The following is a 20,364-nucleotide window of genomic DNA, read 5'->3' on the forward strand; positions in this document are numbered from 1 at the left end:
AAATAAACCTTTCTTCAATTTGGTTTATTTCGCGATCAAGTTCAAGCGAATTAAAAAAGCAATTAGAGCTGCTGGAATTTGTGAGAATATTGAGTTAGTGAGCCTAGGTTTTCAGGTTTACTATCAAAAAGGCCAAACAACGCGGAACCTGAGCCGCTCATAGCAGCGTAATCAGCTCCTAATCCGTAAAGTTGTTCCTTGATTTGAGCCAAAATAGGATGATTCGGAAAAATAGAGGTTTCAAAATCGTTTCTCAGTTCTTTTCGCCAAAGCTCAAAATCCTTTTTAGCCAAAAGAGCCTTTAAATCGATATCGCTAGGTTTCGGCTCAACGCCAGCATAGGCCTCTTTGGTTGAGATATGAACTTCGGGTTTTACAATTACAATCCAAGTACCCTTTAAATTGAAATCTAAATGCTCCATGGTAGTGCCTGTGTCTGAAACATAAGCAGGCCTATTTTGAATAAAAAAAGGACAATCGCTGCCGAGCTCTGCTGCATACTCTTCAAGCAAACTATCATCTAAAAAAAGCTGGTATTCGGTGTTGAGCATTTTCAACATAAAAGAAGCATCGGCTGAACCTCCGCCCAAACCAGCTCCGATTGGAATGTTTTTTAAAAGGTGAACATTAAGTTCAGGTAATGGGAAATCCTTTTTTAAACGTTTGTAAGCTTTTATTACCAAATTATCTGATCCGTCTTCAGGGATGACAATACCGCTACTGCCAAAACTGATCTTCTTTGAAGGAACAAACTCTAAAACATCGCACCAAGGCACAGGATATAAACAGCTTTCAATAGCGTGAAAGCCATTCTGCAATTTCTCTGTAATGTAAAGGCCCAGGTTGATTTTAGTGTTCGGAAAACTAATCATAGGATTGGAGGTAAATTAAACAGCCTCCTTGTTTCGTGTTATTGAACAAGGAGGCTGTAAATATGTAGAAAAGAATGTAATTAGTCTTTCTTCAATTCAGCAATTAAGCCATCGGTGATTCCAGAAGCAGAAAAACCACCATCGTGCATTAAGTTCTGCATGGTTACCATTTTGGTGAAATCAGAGAACATCATCACGCAGTAGTTTGCGCAATCCAATCCGCTTGCATTACCCAATGGGCTCATTTTATCAGCATAAGAATAGAAAACATCGAATCCGCCAACACCAGTACCAGCTGTAGTCATGGTTGGAGATTGAGAAATAGTATTTACCCTTACGTTTTTCAAACGAGCAAAACGCTCTCCGTAGCTTCTAGCGATAAACTCAAGCATGGCTTTAGCTTGTGCCATATCAGAGTAATCTGGGAAAGTACGTTGTGCAGCAATATATGATAAACCTAGAATTGAACCCCATTCGTTCATGGCATCTAGCTTTTCTGCAGTTTGCATTACTTTATGGAAAGAAATTGCCGAAACATCTAAGGTTTTCATCAACCAATCGTAGTTCAAATCGCCATATTCGCGGCCTTTTCTAACGTTTGGGCTCATTCCGATTGAGTGAAGCACAAAATCAATTTTGCCACCCAAAACTTCCATAGATTTAGTGAATAGGTTTTCAAGATCTTCCATAGAAGTAGCATCAGCAGGAATGATTTCTGAACCGCATTCTTCAGCTAATTGATTGATAGCGCCCATTCTCATGGCTATAGGGGCATTGGTTAAAGTAAATTCAGCGCCTTCAGCTTTCGCAACTTTTGCTACTTGCCAAGCAATTGAGCGCTCATCTAATGCGCCAAAAATGATACCTTTTTTACCTTTTAAGAGATTATGTGCCATAGTGTTTTTTCTTTATGAGGCCGTAAAAATAGGCATTCAATTTAATAAACCGAGTGCATTTGTTTTATGCGTGTTTATAGAAACGGAAAAGTGTGATTTTCAAACTGTTGTATTTTAACCGTGAAGTATGTAGTGTATATTGAAAAGTATTTTATCAAATAATAGAATAAGTGTTTATTGAACGTTTAAAATTTTTGTATAATTTAAGTTTGAATAAAAAAAGTTAAATTTTTTTCAAAGCGCTAAATCCAGAGTGATAATGCTCTTCGTATATCAGTCATAGTTAAAGCTAGTTTGGTAAAGCGTTAATAAAGAAATGATCCAAACTGTGTGGGTATTGGATCTATTTTGGTTGAGGTGAGGGCGGTGCCGTGAGGTACCGCCTTTAATTTTATGGATGGTCACTTGTTAAGTAATTGTTAATTAAATGTTATCTTGCAGGCCCGTATGGGATATGCAATTACAAAGACATTTAATTCATAAGTGTTTTTGATTAGGTTGAAAGGAGGAGTGATGGCCTCCTTTCTCTTTTTTATCCGCCCATAAAATCGGGTTTGTCATTCCTACTCTTTCTGATTAAATCGTTGTTCTTAAAATTAGACCCCATGAACAAAAGATTGTTTTCAGCGTGCTTATTCGTTTTTGTGTTTTCGGTTTCTCCCGCTTTAGCCCAAAATTATTTTCCTGAAAGAGGGAATTGGGAAGAAAAAAGTGCACAGTCACTTGGACTTGATGCAGGTAAAATTCAGGAAGCCGTAAAATATGCACAGGAAAACGAATACAGCGGTTCTCGCGATTTAAGAATAGCCATTTTGGATGGTTTTAAAAGCGAACCTTTTCATCATATAGCTGGGCCAACCAAAAAAAGAGGCGGACCTGCCGGAATGATTATTAAAGATGGTTATATCGTTGCTCAATGGGGAGATGTAGATCGCGTGGACATGACTTTTAGTGTTACCAAGAGTTACCTTTCAACCGTAGCGGGTTTGGCGATTGATAAAGGCTTGATTGCTAATGTAAAGGATAAAGTAGCAGAATACGTTTGGGACGGCACTTTTGATGGAGAGCATAATGCTAAAGTAGATTGGCATGCTTTGCTCAATCAATCTTCTGATTGGTCTGGAGAACTTTGGGGAGGAAAAGACTGGGCAGATAGACCTCCAAGAAATGGCGGTATTGATGATTGGAGATATAGAGAATTACGCGAGCCAGGTACTTTTATGGAGTACAATGATGTAAGAGTGAATGTATTGGCTTATTCTCTGCTTCAGGTTTGGCGAAAACCATTACCTCAGGTTCTTAAAGAAAAAATCATGGATCCGATAGGCGCTTCTACCACTTGGCGATGGTTTGGGTACGATAATGCTTGGGTTAATATCGATGGAATTAATATGCAGTCCGTAACGGGTGGTGGTCACTCGGGAGGAGGATTGTTTATCTCAGCGGCTGATCATGCTCGTTTTGGTTTGCTATTTTTAAACAACGGCCAATGGAAAGGCCAGCAACTGATTTCTAAAAATTGGGTAGAACAGGCTCAAAAGTCTTCAGAAGCTATGGAGAGTTATGGGTATATGTGGTGGTTAAATCGCGGACCACGTAAATGGAAAGAAGTGGCAGACGAATCGATTTACTATGCAGCAGGTTTTGGCGGAAACTTTATTGTGGTTGATAAAAAGAACAACATGGTGACCGTTTTGCGTTGGTTAGAACCCAACAAAATTGGCCCAATGATGAAATTGGTGCAGGATGCTGTGAAGTAGAATCTCTTTTAGGGGTGGGCTTGGATGCGATATAAATCACAAATACTTGATGTAAGATTTTTGGAAGTGGTAAATTCCCCATTTCATAAGTTTAATGGAAAGTATACCGCTGAAGGTTGTGAGAACAAAGCCTAAAACAAATATGGTTTTGTAGAAAGGAGTGCCTTCCATATAGATTTCTTTGGTAAGCAGGGCAAATCCATTACCCAATAAAAACTGAGTGATATAAAGTCCAAAGCCACTGAGTTGCACATACATGGAGCGTTTGTTGAATTTCTTTATCGGCTTGGCGTATACGCTATATGCTAATATGGCCCAAAGAAATCCATAGAAAAGGAAAAAGATATGGAAGCCAGTTCCATACTGAGTTTGTGGAATAAATGATAAAATCCTGTTGCCTATCCAAATGACCAGCGGAATAAAGATGATTTGCCAGCTCGTTAAAATCTCTTTGAAAGAAAGCAAAAACTGATTCTTCATTTTCAGTTTTATTCCTCCTTTGATTGAATCCTCAATAGAGGATAACCCCCAAATTCCGAAGGAACTATGTGCTTTAGCAAGTGCTTTGTCGAAGCTGATGTCTGGCTTTTCTTCTAGCAGAGCTTCAATTTTTGAAGCTAAATGATCAATCGCTTCGAGTTCTACTTCAATGTGAGTAAAGCCCCTGGTGTTTACAAAGTCTTTAATTTGGTTTAGTTGCTCTTTAGAGAGTTGCATGTTTTTTAAGCTGATTGTATGAATGCTGCATCGCAAAAAGGCCCGCTATGATTAATGAAGAAAATATACTCATGTAAGCAATAAGCCACAAAGGGTTTTGGATTAGCCAATCAGAAATTGTTAGGCTAACAATGGCTCCAATCAAAAGGGTAGAGCTGCAAATTGCGTTCAATCTACTGATGAAATGAGCATTGTTCAGAGGCCGGAGCGATTTGTTTCTCCATGTGCCAATCAAAAAATAGAAAAAGAGCGTCAACAAGCTAATAAGCTGAAAGAGCTTGAGGCTTTCTTTGGGATTTGTAAATGAAACCAAAGCAATGCTGAAGGCTAATGATATGAATGCCAAGCCAATTTTTGAGCTCATAAAAAAGGACAGCCACTCTTTACCGATAGCTTTAAAAGTTGCTTTGAGCTCAGTCAGCAATTTTTGGCGTTGCATTTTGGCAGGCTTAATTTCATCTAAAACTGGAGTTAAAGCTTCCATAAACTTCAAGTTATGGCTTTCCATTTTGGCTTCTACAGCGCAAACGATATGATCCAGCAGTTCATTTTTCACATCATCGTACCAGATGTTCTGCAAGCCAATATATTCCTTAATTTGATTGATTTGGTAATGCGCTAGTTTCATACCGTCTGTATTTTTAAAATGAAAGTTTCTTTAAAAAGCTTTAAGCAAGTAAAGCCGTAAAGCAAAATGAGTGTGCTAATTAAAGCTGCTATCCAAACATGATCAGCAATTAATGGGGCAAAGCTTTTTCGGCCAATGGTAATAGGAATCAGCAGATTAGCGAATAAGTTGATAAGGGTGAATGGAATGTGAACCATCATCAATATCGAACGATTAAGATCAGAAGCTGTGTAAAGTTTTTCTTGTTTTCTACAGTCTAAATAAAATTTAGTAAAGCCATAGAAAACGATTAGTGCGGGAAGGAATAAGCCTACCACAATTGAGAAAAGAGTAAGCGCTTTTGGCCCAAACGCAATCATTAATGTTTGAAGAAGAGCGAAACTTAAAATAACCATCCCTAAAGCCGGCCAGCCGAAAAGACCTAAGTAAATTTCTTTGGCCCTTTTCCAAATCATTTTGCTTCGAAGTTTGCTTTGTGCTTTTACGATTTTCTTTATTCCATCAACACCACCAAACGAAGGCTGAATTTCTTCACGAACAAATTCTTTTAAATCGTCAGCATCGCTGTTCTCAAAAGCCGTAGCAATATGATCATAGAATTCCTCGAAAGGCTCTTGAGTACAAATACCTACCGTTTTCAAGTATTCACTCAAATATTTTTCTTGTTCAGCAGTTAGGCTCATGATAGAGTTAATTTAATCCTGAAGTCTTCCTTGATCAGCTGCAAAATCGTAAGGGCGTATAGAAATGATAAGCCCATTAATAAGGTTGGCAATATAGGTACTTGATTGAAGTAGTAGTCGAACCAAGTTTTGTCAATGAAATTTCTGTAGAAAAACCACAAATAATAAGTTCCAACCCCTGAGAAAATAGTGATTTCCTTAATTGCTGTATTTCTCATGTTCGAAGAAAAACCAGGTTGAAGTTTCTTGATTTCCTTCTTGAATTTGATGCTGTTTTTGGTGGTTATTATATAAGGGATTAGTAACCCTAATGCAGTAATAGCATAAACTAAAATGGGAGAATGAGTTGTTTTCGTAAGTGCCCAAAATGTCAGAAAAATTGCTAATGTAAGCATGAGGGCTGGCCATCTGAAATGCGAAAATGCTATTGAAAAAAAGCGCTTTGTTATCTGAGAATGAATAAGGCGTTTATGTTTTTTGATTACATTTTTAAATCCATCTACTCCACCAAATTCGGGTTGCAGATACTGCCAAATATGTTCTTTCAAACTTCTTTCAGTATCGATTTTGATAGCTTCTTCATAAGAGCTGGCAATATGGTCGTAAAACTCTTCAAACAGTTCTTGAGAGTTTATATCCAAATGCTGTAGGTAAAACACAATTTGTTCGTGTTGCTCTTTGCTCAATTTCATCCTAATCCGAGTTTAGGGTTGAGCAATTTTTGCAGATTCACTAAAAAATCTTCCAGTTCGGCCACTTTCGTTTTGGCTTCAGCATTTCCTTCTTTAGTGAGCGAATAGTACTTTCTGATTCTATTATCAACCTTTTGTGTCTGAGTAGTCAGGAGTCCTTCAGCTTCCAATTTGTGAAGGGTAGGGTATAGCGCACCTTCTGTGATTTTAAATTCTCCAGCGGTAAGCTCCTTTACTTTTTGAGTGATTTCATAACCATACATTTTTTCATGCTCTTCTAAAAGCTTGAGTACAATGGTGGCTAGGCTTCCTTTTAATAGTTTACTCGATGACATATTCAAGTATACATAATTTTCTTATGCATAAGAAAATTATGTATAAAAATTTCTTTCATTGAAGAAGAAAGTATGTTGATGCTTTTAAGTGTCACTAGTTTGATTTAAATGAAAAATGGTTTCTTTTTCCATTGAATTTCTTCTTTGAGTAGAGTTTTGTAAGAATGTTGGTTAAATTATTAACCGGTTCTTATTTCATTTTTGATTTTATGGATACGATCAATCGAAAGCAGTTTTTGTATCAACTTGGTTTGATAAGCACATCGTTAATGGTTTTCAATGGCTGTTCTTTTACTTCGGAAGGTTCTGCAAGCAGAAAAGCGATTCCCATTAAAGAACCAGTGAAGGATCAGGATATTTTCAGTTATATCAATGCTGAAAAGGGAGAGATGGATTTGACGCTTTTCAGGCAGATTATTGGTTCTGCTAACGAATTCAAGGAAGGTGATGAAACACTTGGGGTAGCGGCTTTCGACCAAGCGTCTCGAGAAAATGCTCGGTTTCTTCTCGCAAACACCAAGTTGGTAGATTTCAGCAAGCATTCTTTATTTAACGATGCTCTTGAAGAGCTGATTAATGATTCCACAAGTTTCAATAACAATTCTGAGATCCAACTGTGGACTTTCGCTGGGCTCAAGGATTTTCTGTTAAGCGCTAATGAAAACCAGATTAAGCAGGTGATGCCTTGCCTAAGCAGCGATATGATTGCTTGTGCGGTAAAGCTGATGAGTAATGAAGAATTGATTCAAGTAGGGCAGAAGGTTTTCAATCCATTGCCAAATAGCAAAATAGGAAGCAAAGGCTATTTAAGCGCGCGCGTTCAGCCGAATTCGCCTACGGATAATGTGGAGGACATTATGTGGCAGGTATTTGATGCTTGGTCATACGCTGTTGGGGATTTGGTTTTAGGTACAAACCCAGTTTCTAGTGAGCCAGAATCCGTGGCAAAAATCGAGAAGGTTTTGTTTCATATAATCAGTGTCTTTGGCCTTGAAGAAGTTCTCCCGAATTGTGTACTGTCGCACATTGATATTCAAGCGCAGGTTGAGGCCGATCAACCAGGATCTACTGGCATTTGGTTTCAGAGTTTAGCGGGAACAGTTGAAGCCAATCAAACCTTTGATGTCACCATTCAGAAAATGTTAGATCATGTGGCAAAAAGAACCGGGAAATATGGGCTTTATGCAGAAACTGGTCAAGGTGCGGATTTCACCAATGGCCACGGGCAAGGGTTTGATATGCTGGTTCACGAAGCGCGGAAATATGGTTTTTTAAGAGCTTTGAAATTAAAAATGGCCGAAGGTAAATCTGAGACTGAAGTGCCTTGGGTGCATGTAAATGATGTGGCTGGTTTTATTGGTCCAGAGGTTTTTAAAACCAAGGAACAATTGGTTCGTTGCTGTTTGGAAGATACGGTTATGGGCAAATTGCATGGTTTGCCTATTGGTTTAGATGTTTGCTCCACCCTTCATATGGACGTCAGTTTGGATGATTTGGATTGGTGCATAGAGCAGATTATGCCAGCAAATCCAGCTTATTTGATGGCGCTTCCTACAAAAAATGATCCTATGCTGAGTTACCTCACGACTTCCTTCTCCAATCATGTGAAGGTTCGCGAGAAGTTTGGATATAAGGTGAACGATGCTATGTGGGATTTCTTCAAGCGATTAGAAATAATAGGTGAAGACAATAGGCCTACTTCAAAGTTTGGCGACCCGATTTGGGTTTATTATAAGTTTTGTGAAGTTCAGGGAGATGGCCGCCCTCAATCAGAAATTTATGAAGAGGGTAAAGCGAAGATTGATGAAATTCAGGCAAGAGGGGTTCCGATTGCGAAGGGTTATGGGAAAGAAATTTGGGATTTAGAGCCTGAACTTGAAACTCAAGTGAAAACGCTTTATGAGGATGCGAAGAAAAGTCTGTGGACGGAAACTTCTCAATCTTTTTTGAATTCTGTTCCCTCAGGGGTTGTGGTTTCAACCTCTTCTCTAAATAAGAAGGATTATGTGTATCACCCTGAATCAGGCGAAAAGTTGAGCGAAAGTGCACTTAAACAACTTAAAAGAATAAGGTCTTCATGGAAAACCGATGTGCCCGATGTTCAGATTATAATTTCGGATGGATTGAATGTTCGGGCCTTATCCGATGATGGTCATTTGTTGCCTTTCTTGGGATTCTTGAGAGATGCATTGGAACTGAAAGGCTATGCGGTAAATCATGAAAACATAGTAATCAAGCACGGTAGGGTTCGGGCTGGTTATGAATGTGGAGAAAAGCTATTTGGAGAAAAGAACGGAAACTCAGTTACCAAAGGGGTGATTCACATTATAGGAGAAAGACCAGGTTCGGGGCACCATAATTTTTCAGCTTATCTTACGGCTGCAAACTCAAACGTTTGGCATCAAACGGGAAAAGTGGATCACGATATTTCCAGGGTGGTTTCAGGTATTTCAGATACCGCTTTAAAACCAGAAAATGCAGCTCAACAAGCCGCTGATATTTTTGATCAGATTTTTAAAAGGCAGAAGACTTTGATGGGTTAACTTTGTTTTGTCAATCCACTTCGGTGTATTTATTATTCTGATAGTTTTTGGAGATCACTAAGTCTTCAAAATACCTTCTTTCTTCCCTCTGAAATTCGGATAAATATTTTTACTTTTGCGGTTCAATTTTTAAAGCACCAAACGTCAGTAATATGGATAATCAGTTATTTGCCGGAACAGAGTCAGCTTATCTTGGAAAAAAGATTGCCGAATTCTACGGTAAATCGTTGGGTTCCATTGAAATGCAGAAGTTTAGTGACGGAGAAATGGCACCTTATTACACGGAATCAGTTCGTGGTAATAGAGTGTTTTTGATCCAGTCAACGCTTCCTCCAGCTGACAATTTGTTTGAGTTGTGTTTAATGATTGATGCAGCAAAAAGAGCCAGTGCTTACAAGGCGATTGCTGTAATTCCTTATTTCGGTTATGCGCGTCAAGATAGAAAGGACAAGCCAAGGATTGCCATTGGAGCAAAATTGGTGGCCAATATTTTGGTGGCAGCGGGTTGCGATAGGGTGATGACATGCGACCTTCATGCGGGTCAGATTCAAGGTTTCTTCGATATTCCTGTGGATCACTTGGATGGAGCTGCCGTGTTTGTGCCTTACATCCGCAAGCTGAATTTGGATAATTTGCTTTTTGCTTCTCCGGATGTTGGAGGGGTAAAAAGAACCAGGGCTTTTGCTCAGCATTTCAATGCTGAAATGGTAGTAATCGATAAGCATCGCAAAAAGGCCAACGAAGTTGCCGAAATGCGAATTATCGGTAATGTTGAAGGTAAGCATGTAGTACTTGTCGATGATTTGGTAGACACTGCAGGTACAATTTGTAAGGCTGCTAAAATCATTAAAGATGAAGGAGCCCTTTCTGTAAGAGCATTTTGTACGCACCCTGTTTTGTCAGGTAAGGCTTATGAAAACATTAACAATTCCGTGTTGGAAGAATTAGTAGTGACTGATACCATTCCTTTGAGAGAAGAGTCACCAAAAATTAAAGTGCTTACCGTGGCCGAGCTTTTCGCTAAAGCCATTACAAGCATTACCAATGACGGTTCAATCAGTAAATTATTTATTTAACATTTATATTTTATGAGAAAAGTAGAGATTATAGGGTTTAAAAGAGCAAATCTCGGCAAAACAGAATCTAAGAGACTGAGAGCCGAAGGTAATGTACCATGTGTGCTTTACGGTGGAGACGATCAAGTGCATTTCTATGCACCAGCTATCCAGTTCCGTGATGTGTTGTACACTCCAAAGCCTTGTTTCGTAGATTTGAACGTTGAAGGAGAGCATTTCCAAGCTATCGTTCAAGATTCTCAATTCCACCCAGTAAGCGACATGCTTCTACACGTTGACTTCTTACAATTGTTCGAAGGAAAATACATCAAAATGGAAATTCCAGTTAAAATGGAAGGAACTGCTCCTGGTGTAATGAATGGTGGTACTTTGGTAATCAAAAAACCAAAACTTTCTATCAAGGCTCTTCCAAAAGATATGCCTGAGTTCATCGGTGTTAACATCTCTAAATTGAGATTAGGTAAATCTACTAAAGTAGGTGCGCTTACTCCTGAAAACTTCGAGATTTTGAACAGCCCGTTGGTAACTATCGCTTCAGTAACTATCCCAAGAGCCCTAAGAGGTGCAGGATTGGTTGATTCTGGAGATGATGAAGAAGGTTCTGAAGACTAAGATTTAATTATTGAAAGAATGAAAATCCTGCCCTAAAAGCAGGATTTTTTATTTGTATTAAAGATTTTTACATCATGAAATATTTGATTGTTGGCTTGGGTAATATTGGTCCTGAATATGAGTTGACTTGCCATAATATTGGCTTTCTTACGCTCGATCGTTTGGCCGATCAAAAGGGAGTAAATTTTGAAATGGGGCGATTGGCCTATACTGCAGAATTCAAATTCAAAGGACGATCGATTCACATGATCAAGCCAACCACTTATATGAACCTAAGCGGAAAGGCGGTTAAATATTGGATGCAGGAGCTTAAAATTCCTATCGAGAATGTACTAGTGATTGTAGATGACTTGGCCATTCCTTTTGCGAAGTTGAGAATGAGGGGAAAAGGCTCTAGTGCTGGGCACAATGGATTGAAAAATATAGAAGAGCTTTTAGGCGGGCAGAATTATCCTCGACTTAAGTTTGGAATAGGCGATGACTTTCCAAAAGGAAGGCAGGTTGACTATGTGTTAGCACCTTTTACCAAGCAAGAATTTGAAGAACTGCCTTTTGCCATGGACAAGGCCATTGATATGATTATTGGCTTTTGCACCATCGGTATTTCCAGAACTATGACTCAGTACAACGACTAGAAGGAGTTGAAATAACAAGCTGAGTTTGGATAGTAGGAGAGGGAGTATTTAAAGTTCATAAATCAAACTCATCATAAAGGTTTAGTCCTGACTTACTTGTGAATATCAACTTTTGGAGGGTTTCACTGATAGAGAAAAACTCCATAAATCAGAAAAAAGAAAAGCCGCTTTAAGCGGCTTTTTATGTTTTCAATCGTGTGTTAAATTAAGCTAAAGTACCTTCTAATTTAGAAGTCAAAGTGCTTTTAGGCACAGCGCCTACAACACCGTCTACTTTTTCTCCGCCTTTAAAGAAAAGCAAAGAAGGGATAGAACGGATTCCGTATTTCATGGCCACATTTGGGTTAGCATCCACATCAACTTTACCAATAATAGCTTTGCCTTCGTATTCTCCGGCAATTTCTTCAACTACAGGGCCAACCATTCTACAAGGTCCACACCATTCTGCCCAAAAATCTACCAAAACTGGTTTGTCTGAATTCAAAACTAACTCTTCGAAGTTAGCATCAGTAATCTCAATTGCTTTTCCCATTTTATTATTTAGTTATGTTTTAATTTCCTAATTAGTTGAAGAATTGACAGCAAAGCTACTTAAAAAGTTCCAAGTGAAGCCAAAATGCGTTTCAACTCTTTATTGTTGTTGTAAATGCCTTATAGTCAATAGCTATGATGGTTTTTGAAAATCAAATAGTTCCATTAAGCGGTCAGCAGTCTTGCATTTTCAGTATGTTTCTTTAACTCTTTTATAAGCTGACTGTTTGGGTCTACTTTAACTTTTCTGCTCATCAGCTCAACACTAATATTCTCTGACTTGTCTACCAGTTGAATTCTCAATTCGGTAGAACCTTCATGCTCTTGAGTCAATCGGGTAATCAAATCGATAAATTCTTGATCTACAGAGCGCGCATTGATTGTGATTTTAATGCCTTTGCCACGTTTTTCCCTTAACTCGCTCAGCAAAGAAATCGCCATGGTTTGAAGTTCCCAGTCTTCCGGAGTTGGATTGATATTCGGATTTTCCCTGATTTCTTTCTTTTTACGCCAGTTAAGCTCAACACGACCCGTAATGAAAAGAAATTCGCCTGGGCAAAGATATTGAGCGTGGTTCATGTAGTTTTCGCCAATCAAAAACAGCTCTACGGAACTGTTGTAGTCTTCCATATGAACTATGGCGAAAGGCTTTCCATTTTTAGTTTGCCCGTTTCGAACGCCACTCACAATGCCACCAATGGAAATGTCTTGATTTGGGTATTTCTTAATGTCGGAAATGGGTTTGCAAAAGCTTTCTAGTTCTATTTCGAACTGATCGAGCGGATGGCCTGAAATGTAGAAACCCACAACGTCCTTTTCTATTTTCAGCTTTTCCATTTCGCTGAAAGGCTCGCAAGCGACAACTTTCGGAAGAGGTGTCGCTACATTGCTGTCGCCACCAAATAGAGAAACTTGGGCTGCATCTTTTTCAGCTTGCATGGAGTTCGCATAGCGAATTACCTTTTCAATCAGGGTTTGTTCGCCTTCAGGAGCATATAAATATTGCCTTCTGTGGTATGCTTCAAAACAGTCGAAACCACCAGCCATGGCCAAGCATTCAAAGTTCTTTTTGTTTACAGCCCTTAAGTTTACTCTTTCTGCAAAATCAAAAATGTTCTGGTAAGGCCCGTTTTCTTTTCTTTCAGAAATTATCGATTCAATGGCTGCTTCACCCACACCTTTAATAGCCCCCATACCAAAGCGGATTTCACCTTTGGCGTTTACAGTAAACTTATAATTCGATTCGTTTACATCGGGGCCTAAAACGGGAATTCCCATACGCTGGCATTCTTCCATAAAGAAAGTCACCTGCTTGATGTCGTTCATGTTGTTGCTGAGCACAGAAGCCATGTACTCGGCAGGGTAGTGGGCTTTTAGGTAGGCCGTTTGAAAGGCTACATAAGCATAACAGGTGGAGTGTGACTTGTTGAAGGCGTAAGAAGCAAAAGCTTCCCAGTCTCTCCAGATTTTCTCCAATTGCTTTTCTCCATGACCTTTGGCTTTGGCCTGATCCACAAATTTAGGCTTCATTTTATCGAGAACGGCCCTTTGTTTCTTACCCATCGCCTTACGCAAAACGTCAGCTTCACCTTTGGTAAAGCCAGCTAGTTTCTGCGAAAGCAACATTACCTGCTCTTGGTAAACCGTAATACCATAAGTTTCCTCTAGGTATTCCTTCATGTCGTCCAAGTCGTAGGTGATTTCTTCTTCACCGTGTTTTCTTCTTACGAAGGAAGGAATGTATTCCAATGGCCCTGGTCTGTAAAGGGCGTTCATGGCAATCAAATCGGCAAACGCAGTGGGCTTCAAATCACGAAGGTATTTTTGCATACCGTTGGATTCGTATTGGAAAATCCCAACCGTTTCACCACGTTGAAAGAGCTCGTAAGTTGCTTGATCATCAAGAGGGAAATCGTCCGGAATTAATTCTATGCTGTGTCTTTCCTTGACGTTTCTTACCGCATCTTTAATCAGAGTTAGGGTTTTAAGCCCCAAGAAGTCCATTTTTAGCAGCCCCGCGCTTTCTACTACGGAGTTGTCGAACTGGGTACACCACATGTCCGAATCTTTGGCTACGGCAACGGGTGCGAATTTCGTGATGTCGTCTGGCGTAATGATTACACCACAAGCGTGAATTCCCGTGTTTCGAACTGAACCTTCCAGAATTCTGGCTTGGTTTAGTACTTTGGCAGAATCGTCATGACCTCTAGCGATATTCTTTAGCTCATTGGCTAAAGGAATTTGATCGGACTTCAGTTTTTCCTTTAACCCGCGATCATCTAACGTGAAAAGCTTATTCAGTTTAATGTCAGGAACTAGCTTGGCAATTCTATCCGCTTCTTGCAGCGGAAGTTCCATAACCCTGGCCGTATCTCGAATGGAAGATTTAGCGGCCATTGTACCATAAGTGATAATTTGGGCGACCTGATTTTTTCCGTATTTCTGAATTACATAATCGATAACACGTTGGCGACCTTCATCATCAAAGTCAATATCAATATCGGGAAGTGATACCCTGTCTGGATTTAGGAAACGCTCAAAAAGGAGATCGTATTTAATCGGGTCTACGTTGGTGATTCCAATACAATAAGCAACAGCCGAACCAGCGGCCGACCCCCTTCCAGGTCCTACGGAAACATCCATTTCGCGGGCCTTGGTGGTGAAATCCTGAACAATCAAGAAGTAACCAGGGTAGCCTGTATTGGCAATGGTTTCTAACTCAAAATCGAGTCGTTCCTGAATATCAGGTGTAATTTCTTCATATCGTTTTTTGGCACCTTCGTAAGTAAGGTGTCGCAAATAGTTGTTCTCACCGCGTTTGCCTCCATCTTCATCGTCTTGTGGATCTTGAAACTCTGATGGAATGTCAAACTTTGGAAGAAGTACATCACGAGCGAGTTCGAAAGGCTCAATCTTGTCAACGATTTCATTTGTGTTCGAAATGGCATCTGGCAAATCGGTGAATAGCTTTTTCATCTCCTCAGGAGATTTTATGTAGAATTCATCGTTAGGGAAACCATAACGGAATTCGCGACCTCGCTTGCCTATGTACTTTTTAGGTTTACTGACCTGCTCGGCATCTTTTACACAAAGCAAAATGTCGTGGGCTTCGGCCTGCTCTTTCTTGGTATAATAGGTGTTGTTTGTGGCAACGTATTTAACGTTGTGCTTTTCGCAAAACTGAAGAAGAATCTGGTTTACGTGATCTTCTTCCGGAACACCATGTCGGTTGATTTCCGCATAAAAATCGTCACCAAATTGTTCTTTCCACCACACAAAGGCTTCTTCGGCCTGTGTCTCTCCAACGTTCAGAATCAAGTAAGGAACTTCTCCCCACAAACCTCCCGTGGTAGCAATTACATCGCCCTTAAATTGAATGAGGTCATTTTTGTCAATTCTCGGAACGTAATAAAATCCTTCGGTATAGGCTATGGAAGCCAATTTTACCAAGTTGTGGTACCCTGTTTTATTTTTTGCCAGCAAAACAGATTGATAGCCGTTGTCTTGCTGTTTTTTGTTGGTTCTATCGGTACAAATGTTGAATTCGCAACCTACAATAGGCTTGATTTCAGCAGTAAGTGCGGCCCTCACAAAATGGAAAGCCGCCATCATATTACCATGATCGGTTATGGCTATGGCTGGCATGCCCATTTCTTTGGCGGCTTCCACCATAGCGCCAACCTCAGAAGTGGCTTGTAAAATGGAAAACTGCGAGTGGCAATGCAGGTGGGTGAAAGGTACTTCTTTCAGGTCTGAAAGCGCCTCTCTGTCTATTTTTCCAGCTCCGCTAGAAGAAGATTGCTCTTCTTCCGCTTTGGCGAAATTGGCGGCATCTAGCTTTGGAGCTTCATATTCAACTTCGCCAATATTTACTCCACCGCGAGGCGGAACTACGCTTTCTTTGATCAAACCAAAGAAACAGCGCGTGGTAGCGGCTACATCGTATGCCGCATCGTGAGCATCGTCAAATCCTTCTCCAAAAAGTTTATGGTGAAGCTCTGTAAGCGTAGGCCATTTGAACTTTCCGCCTTTTCCTCCAGGAATAGCACAAAAATCTGTTGAAACATCTTTGGTGTCAATGGAATCGACATCTTCCAACTGATTGGTTTGTTCCGTTCTAAGGTATTCAGCACCAACAATGTTTAAATCGAACTCAATGTTGTGCCCAACCGCTACCTCGGCTTTGTGTAAATCGGAAGTGAAAGCTTCCAGAACTTCTTTCAAATCGTGACCTTCTTCCAAGGCACGCTCTGTAGAAATTCCGTGAATTTGCTGCGAGTTATAGGGGATTGTAAAGCCATCTGGCTTCACAATAAAGTTTTGAGCCGAAATTAGGTTTCCGTGCTTGTCGTGCAGCTGCCAAGCAAGCTGAACCAAGCGAGGCCAGTTGTCTAAATCTGATACGGGTGCATTGTAATTTTTGGGTAAACCGGTGGTTTCGGTATCAAATATCAGGTACATAGGCTGTTAGTCGGATTGGTCTTTTCCTGAATCGGAAAGGACATCTAAAGTACAGAAAATTGAGCAAACAAGCCTGCTCTTCAATGGCTTTTGTTGCTGCAAAATGGCATCTGAAAAGTAAGGTTTACTTGAAGACTATTGAGGTGCGAAATTCACCTAGAATTCTTCTGAGTAAGTTGTTCCTTCAGAATTGCTCAGAACGACTTTGTCAACTTCGCCATTGCCTTCAAACCTAAAACTTAGGCCAACCAATTTGCCCAGTTTCTGATCGGTTTTAAAGGAGCGAATAAGCTTATTGTTTAGGTAGATATCCACATTTTCTTCGGAAACTGTACATTTTAGGTTTTGCCATTCGCTAATGTTTGTGCCGAATGCTGAGAGATCGTTGGATTTGCCATCAATCATTTGATTGACCATCATCAGTCCGAGATCACTAATGCAGCCGGGAATGGAGAAGGGAATCATGAACACGCCTTCTGTTCCATGAATGGAAACTCCAGTTTTTTGGCAAATCCCATTGCTTTTCTGATAGGTGTTTTTGAATCGCGTTTCCAAGGTGAAATCATCACCATTGATGTTTTTTAAGTCATTGAAGTAGAAGTAAGAAAGCCAAGGAGACTCGGTGTCAGAATATTCGGCAATTATGTTTTCCTTCAGTTTAAGGCTACCTGAGTTTTCCATTTCATTCTTGTAGATGTATCTGGGTTTATTCATGAGCCCAATGGTGGCCATCCAGCCATCCGTTTTTATGAGTACATCGTGTTCCTTCAAAATTTGTCCATCGGCTATCAGTTTTGCCCTGAAATAACCCGGGAAGTAATAAATTCCGGTGGCTTCATGATTTTCTCTTTTGACTGGAATGGTCATTTGCTGATTCCATGAAAGCTGAATGGCGCAGGAATCGGCTTCTATGTCGGCATAGTCGTAGTTGAAAACCACTGAATTAGGTAGCCCCAACGAAACGGGTTTACTGCTGAATTGTACTTTGGCTTTTTCTTCGGATGAAATATTTCTTCGGCCTTTGTTGAGAGAAACCAAAATCAAAATGCTGAACAACACAACAAGCACCGGTGCTAATAACTTTGCTTTTGGCAACTTCCTTTTTTTAGAAATTTCAGCTGGCTGCGTTTCATCAAGAGCGATGTTTTGTTTTAGATCATTCCAATTTTCAAAGGCTAAGAATTGCGCCAAAGTATTGAGTGTGGAAACGCTCGGATCGCTAGTATAACTTACCCTTCCCCAAACCCTTTTAAGCGTGGTGATACTCAATCGCACTTTTGTTTCTTCAAAAATACGGTCGCTCAATAATTGAAATTCTTGATTCATCCATTCACTGCTCGGACCCCAACCAAGTTTTTCTTCGATTTTATAAAGGCATTGCTGAAGGTATTTTCTATTCATTGGAAAGTGAGAATGGTGCTCAAAATTACAAAGTCAGATATAAAGAATCGGTTTGAACGACTTTGAATGGCTTTGTACAAGCAAAAACTACAGATTTTGAAGCGCTTAAACTAGAATGGCAGAAAAAACAATAATGAAGAAATTTTTGCTAGCACTCGCGATTACACTTTTCGCTCCTTCCATTTATGGTCAAACTCTTTATGTAAACCCAACTGAAGGAAGTGATTCTTTTGAAGGAAATAAGGATCAGCCTTTTGCGACTTTGACCAAAGCTGTGGAAGTAGCCAATGATTTTACAGGCATCGGTAATATCCATATAAAGCTGAATCCTGGTACGTATATTTTGCACGATAAGCTCGTTTTGAACACGGCCAGAATGCTGAATGATAGCACAAGATTCACCATAGAAGCGGTGATAATGCCGGATGACAGCGATTGGGATTACACCAAAATGCCAATCATTATTTCAGTTTCAGAAAACAATTCGCAAACTCAGTTTAACCATTCCACAGGCTTTTTGGTGGCTACTAAAAACGTTTCATTCAAGGGGTTGAAGTTTTTGGGGAATCCTAACGCGGCCGTTGGTTACTATTATCCAATTTCCAAGGAAAACCCAGAGATTTCGGGATTGGAGGTTTCTCAATGTCTGTTTGTAAGTGAGAATAATGCTTCACCAATTCAAGGAGCAATTTGGGCTCATGGACAAAACACTAAGGTCGATCATTGCATATTTTATAACTGCAGAAATGCTGTACTCTTGTTCAATAATGTTGATGGCTTTTCGATTACAAATTCCATTTTGTATGGCGCTACGGAAAGCGCTATTTGGATGGGGCCAATCGATTCCAATTTCACCTTCGAGAATAACATTGTGGCAAATAATGCTTACTTCTGGGTAAGGCCAGATAAATCGCAGCCTCACTATAAGTTCAAAAATAGCCTAATTGTGAACAATGAAGGACATATGGGTTACTACGGTGCGAACGGTTTAGTTGAGGCCAAAGACATGTCGACTTTCACTTTGGATAATGTAAAACGAAAGGGAACTGTAAAACTCGTTCAGCGTAGTTTGGCCAATATTCCAGAAGGTTATTGGACGCTTAGTGACGATTCTGATGGAAAGGAATTGAATGCAGGATTGTTTAAAAAGCCGAAGAAATAAATGTCTTGAGAAGAGGTTGGCTTAAGACCGATTTCAAGCCAACCACTTTCTTCTACTTATTTATAGCAGAAGCCAAAGCACTTATTTCGACTTGTGAATAGATGAATATGCCTAAGAAAGAAAGTACGCTTATGGCGAGTCCCATCATGAACACATTATAAGAAATTTGAACCAAGCGGTATTTTCGGTGAAGCACAATCCCAAGTTGGTAAATGTCTACTGACATGCTATCATAAAGTCTTTGCTGTTCCTGACGGAAAACGCTCATTTCTCTCACAAAATCTTGAAGTTCAACAGTGGCGAAATTCCCAAAAAATAGGATTGAACTCTTTTTGGCAAGCAATCGCTCTCTATTTACTTTCTTTTTGGTAACATTTGGTCTGGCGGAAAGAATGGCCAAAATTACTGCTGTTAGCGAACTCAGCAGAAGAACAAGAATTGGCACTGTAAACCTCGCGTATTTAAAGAATCCCGTTTCGAAAAAGGTATAACCCGTACCTCCTAAAGTGACAATAATGGAGAGAATAATGGTGTTTACGCTTATGATCAGGTTTGCTTTTCCATCGGCTATTTCACTCAAATTGATGTGGTTTCGATAAACCGATTTGTACATCGTATCAATTCCACGCCCCAATTTTCTGTCTTTCTTTTTGCGCTTGCTTTGTTTCTCAACTTCCTTATCAGCAACGGTTTGTAGTTTGTAAATATTCTTTGATTTCCGTTCCCCAAATTTCTTGATCGCATATTTGGTTCTGAAATTATGATCGATCATAAATTGAAATTCCCTTTTGCGAAGCTCAATGGCCGAAGATTGTTTCTGTTCGTCTTTAGCCTTTAGAGTCAGATTTCTGATGAAGTTCTTTTTACCCAAAAAGCTGTAAAACGCATCATACAAAACGGATTCTTCTTGGCTTTTCTCATGCGAATTGTTGTCTATCGAATTCATCAAAGCAATGATTTCATTCGCATCTAAAGGTACATCGAACTCATTGATGTATCGTTTTACAAAATCATCTCTATCGCACTTTTTATGTTTTGGAGTCCAGTAAGTTGAGTAATAAAACAGTGAGGCCATTTCAACCTTTTCTGAATCTTCCAATCCTTCTGCTTCGGCAATTTCTTTCACCTGTTCATGTAAACACAAAGCATGAGGCAAAGTATAATACACCACTTCCTTATGGTGAATGGCCTGGTATAACCGGGTTACATATTCTTTGGCTTGGTCTATTTGAGTGATGTGAGTTAGCATGGCAATTGGTTTGATCTTTCCGTTGCCAAAAACATACCATGCTTAGACGATGCTGTAAGGCCACTTTTGAAGAGAAATGGGAAAGAAAATCCACATGATTTGAAAATCATT

At 39.7% G+C, this 20,364-nt stretch carries 17 protein-coding genes; 6 read left to right on the forward strand and 11 right to left on the reverse strand.

The genetic code is table 11. The features are described 5' to 3' along the window. Positions 1–62: 62 nt before the first annotated feature. Positions 63–872, reverse strand: a complete 810-nt coding sequence (ispE, locus tag ACXACJ_RS05060; protein ID WP_475133184.1) for a 4-(cytidine 5'-diphospho)-2-C-methyl-D-erythritol kinase — start codon at positions 870–872, stop codon at positions 63–65. An 80-nt stretch (positions 873–952) separates the two neighbouring features. Further along, positions 953–1,768, reverse strand: a complete 816-nt coding sequence (locus tag ACXACJ_RS05065) for an enoyl-ACP reductase FabI (protein WP_475133185.1) — start codon at positions 1,766–1,768, stop codon at positions 953–955. Between the two features lie 605 nt (positions 1,769–2,373). Here ACXACJ_RS05065 and ACXACJ_RS05070 point away from each other — a divergent pair. Next, complete coding sequence (locus tag ACXACJ_RS05070) at positions 2,374–3,528, forward strand: serine hydrolase domain-containing protein (protein ID WP_475133186.1); 1,155 nt, start codon at positions 2,374–2,376, stop codon at positions 3,526–3,528. Between the two features lie 36 nt (positions 3,529–3,564). Here ACXACJ_RS05070 and ACXACJ_RS05075 read toward each other — a convergent pair whose 3' ends face one another. From ACXACJ_RS05075 to ACXACJ_RS05095, 5 genes are read right to left on the reverse strand one after another with little or no spacing between them, the layout of a single operon-like run. Further along, positions 3,565–4,245: a hypothetical protein gene (locus tag ACXACJ_RS05075; protein WP_475133187.1), complete on the reverse strand. Its 681-nt coding sequence runs from the start codon at positions 4,243–4,245 to the stop codon at positions 3,565–3,567. After that, the gene (locus tag ACXACJ_RS05080; RefSeq protein ID WP_475133188.1) at positions 4,232–4,873 is read right to left on the reverse strand and encodes a hypothetical protein; all 642 of its coding nucleotides are present in this window, start codon (positions 4,871–4,873) and stop codon (positions 4,232–4,234) included. The genes ACXACJ_RS05075 and ACXACJ_RS05080 overlap by 14 nt, the downstream gene beginning before the upstream one ends. Beyond that, on the reverse strand, positions 4,870–5,556 hold the full coding sequence (locus tag ACXACJ_RS05085) for a hypothetical protein (RefSeq protein ID WP_475133189.1): 687 nt from the start codon (positions 5,554–5,556) through the stop codon (positions 4,870–4,872). Before ACXACJ_RS05085 ends, ACXACJ_RS05080 begins: the two co-directional genes overlap by 4 nt. Further along, positions 5,553–6,248: a hypothetical protein gene (locus ACXACJ_RS05090; protein ID WP_475133190.1), complete on the reverse strand. Its 696-nt coding sequence runs from the start codon at positions 6,246–6,248 to the stop codon at positions 5,553–5,555. Before ACXACJ_RS05090 ends, ACXACJ_RS05085 begins: the two co-directional genes overlap by 4 nt. Next, complete coding sequence (locus tag ACXACJ_RS05095; RefSeq protein ID WP_475133191.1) at positions 6,245–6,583, reverse strand: PadR family transcriptional regulator; 339 nt, start codon at positions 6,581–6,583, stop codon at positions 6,245–6,247. The genes ACXACJ_RS05090 and ACXACJ_RS05095 overlap by 4 nt, the downstream gene beginning before the upstream one ends. A 164-nt stretch (positions 6,584–6,747) precedes the next feature. Between ACXACJ_RS05095 and eutB the strand changes: the two genes are divergently transcribed. From eutB to pth, 4 genes are all read left to right on the forward strand, one after another. Further along, positions 6,748–9,126: an ethanolamine ammonia-lyase subunit EutB gene (gene eutB / locus ACXACJ_RS05100; protein ID WP_475133192.1), complete on the forward strand. Its 2,379-nt coding sequence runs from the start codon at positions 6,748–6,750 to the stop codon at positions 9,124–9,126. A gap of 152 nt (positions 9,127–9,278) precedes the next feature. Next, on the forward strand, positions 9,279–10,202 hold the full coding sequence (locus ACXACJ_RS05105; protein ID WP_475133193.1) for a ribose-phosphate pyrophosphokinase: 924 nt from the start codon (positions 9,279–9,281) through the stop codon (positions 10,200–10,202). 12 nt (positions 10,203–10,214) lie between these two features. Beyond that, positions 10,215–10,814, forward strand: a complete 600-nt coding sequence (locus ACXACJ_RS05110) for a 50S ribosomal protein L25/general stress protein Ctc (RefSeq protein WP_475133194.1) — start codon at positions 10,215–10,217, stop codon at positions 10,812–10,814. Between the two features lie 74 nt (positions 10,815–10,888). Beyond that, entirely contained in the window at positions 10,889–11,449 is a 561-nt protein-coding gene (gene pth, locus ACXACJ_RS05115) for an aminoacyl-tRNA hydrolase (RefSeq protein WP_475133195.1), read from the forward strand. 205 nt (positions 11,450–11,654) lie between these two features. Here pth and trxA read toward each other — a convergent pair whose 3' ends face one another. The 3 genes from trxA to ACXACJ_RS05130 all read right to left on the reverse strand — a co-directional run bounded on the left by trxA (position 11,655) and on the right by ACXACJ_RS05130 (position 17,842). After that, positions 11,655–11,981 (reverse strand): thioredoxin, encoded by a 327-nt coding sequence (trxA, locus tag ACXACJ_RS05120; RefSeq protein ID WP_475133196.1) that lies wholly within the window; start codon positions 11,979–11,981, stop codon positions 11,655–11,657. 164 nt (positions 11,982–12,145) lie between these two features. Beyond that, on the reverse strand, positions 12,146–16,441 hold the full coding sequence (gene dnaE / locus ACXACJ_RS05125) for a DNA polymerase III subunit alpha (protein WP_475133197.1): 4,296 nt from the start codon (positions 16,439–16,441) through the stop codon (positions 12,146–12,148). A 156-nt stretch (positions 16,442–16,597) separates the two neighbouring features. After that, on the reverse strand, positions 16,598–17,842 hold the full coding sequence (locus ACXACJ_RS05130) for a hypothetical protein (protein ID WP_475133198.1): 1,245 nt from the start codon (positions 17,840–17,842) through the stop codon (positions 16,598–16,600). A 133-nt stretch (positions 17,843–17,975) separates the two neighbouring features. Here ACXACJ_RS05130 and ACXACJ_RS05135 point away from each other — a divergent pair, with 133 nt between their 5' ends. Beyond that, positions 17,976–19,004, forward strand: coding sequence for a right-handed parallel beta-helix repeat-containing protein (locus tag ACXACJ_RS05135; protein WP_475133199.1), 1,029 nt, complete (start codon positions 17,976–17,978; stop codon positions 19,002–19,004). Positions 19,005–19,056: 52 nt separating this feature from the next. On the opposite strand, the gene ACXACJ_RS05140 is transcribed toward ACXACJ_RS05135, so the two are convergent. Further along, positions 19,057–20,253 (reverse strand): Pycsar system effector family protein, encoded by a 1,197-nt coding sequence (locus ACXACJ_RS05140; protein ID WP_475133200.1) that lies wholly within the window; start codon positions 20,251–20,253, stop codon positions 19,057–19,059. Positions 20,254–20,364: the final 111 nt, after the last annotated feature.

This window comes from Roseivirga sp. AWQ4_251, from assembly GCF_056158225.1.